Here is an 834-nt window from a genome sequence, read left to right on the forward strand (position 1 = left end):
GGCCGCCCTCCGCGGTGAGCAGCCCGTACGTCCCGGCGCACACCCCGAGCAGGCCGCCGAGGGTGAGCGCGGCGGTCGTCCGGCGGACGGCGGGCGGGACCTCGGCGGTGCGGCCGTAGCCGCGGGCGTCCATCGCGGCGGCCAGCGCGACCGACCGCTCCAACGCGCCCTCCAGCACCGGCAGTCCGACCTGCAGCAGACCGCGCACGCCCTTGTCGGGACGGCCCCGCAGCCGCCGGGCGGCACGCAGCCGCTGCACGTCGGCGATCAGGTTCGGGGCGAAGGTCAGCGCCACGACGACCGCCACGCCCATCTCGTACAGGGCGCCCGGCAGGGACTTCAGCAGACGGGAGGGGTTGGCGAGGGCGTTCGCGGCGCCGACGCAGATGAGCAGGGTGGCCAGTTTCAGGCCGTCGTACAGGGCGAAGGTGAGGGCTTCGGCGGTGACCTCGCCGCCGAGCCGGATGCCCTGCGCCCAGTCGGGCAGCGGGACTTCGGGGAGGGACACGACCACATGGCTGCCGGGGATGGGCGAGCCGAGGACGATCGCGAAGAGCAGCCGGATCACCAGCACGGCGAGCGCCAGCTTGACGAACGCGCTGTAGGAGCGGGCCCAGGGCGCGTTCGGGCGGCGCGTCGCCACGACGTACGCGGAGACGCTCACCAGGAGGCACAGCAGCAGCGGGTTGGTGGTGCGGGTGGCGGCGGTGCCGAGCCCGAGCGCCCACAGCCACCAGGCACCCGGGTGGAGCGACGGCCCGGACCGGTGCCCGGAGGCGACCGCCCGCCCGGGGCGCTCACGCGGGCCGGCGCGCGAGCCGTCCCGGGGCGGCC

1 protein-coding gene is annotated in these 834 nt (G+C 76.5%); it reads right to left on the reverse strand.

What is annotated here, in order from left to right; genetic code table 11:
• Window positions 1-730, reverse strand: a 730-nt coding sequence (locus tag G3I53_RS13285) for an energy-coupling factor transporter transmembrane protein EcfT (protein WP_239063856.1), incomplete at its 3' end; no start/stop codon positions are given.
• Window positions 731-834: the final 104 nt, after the last annotated feature.

The organism is Streptomyces sp. SID14436 (genome assembly GCF_010548465.1).
Lineage (GTDB): Bacteria > Actinomycetota > Actinomycetes > Streptomycetales > Streptomycetaceae > Streptomyces.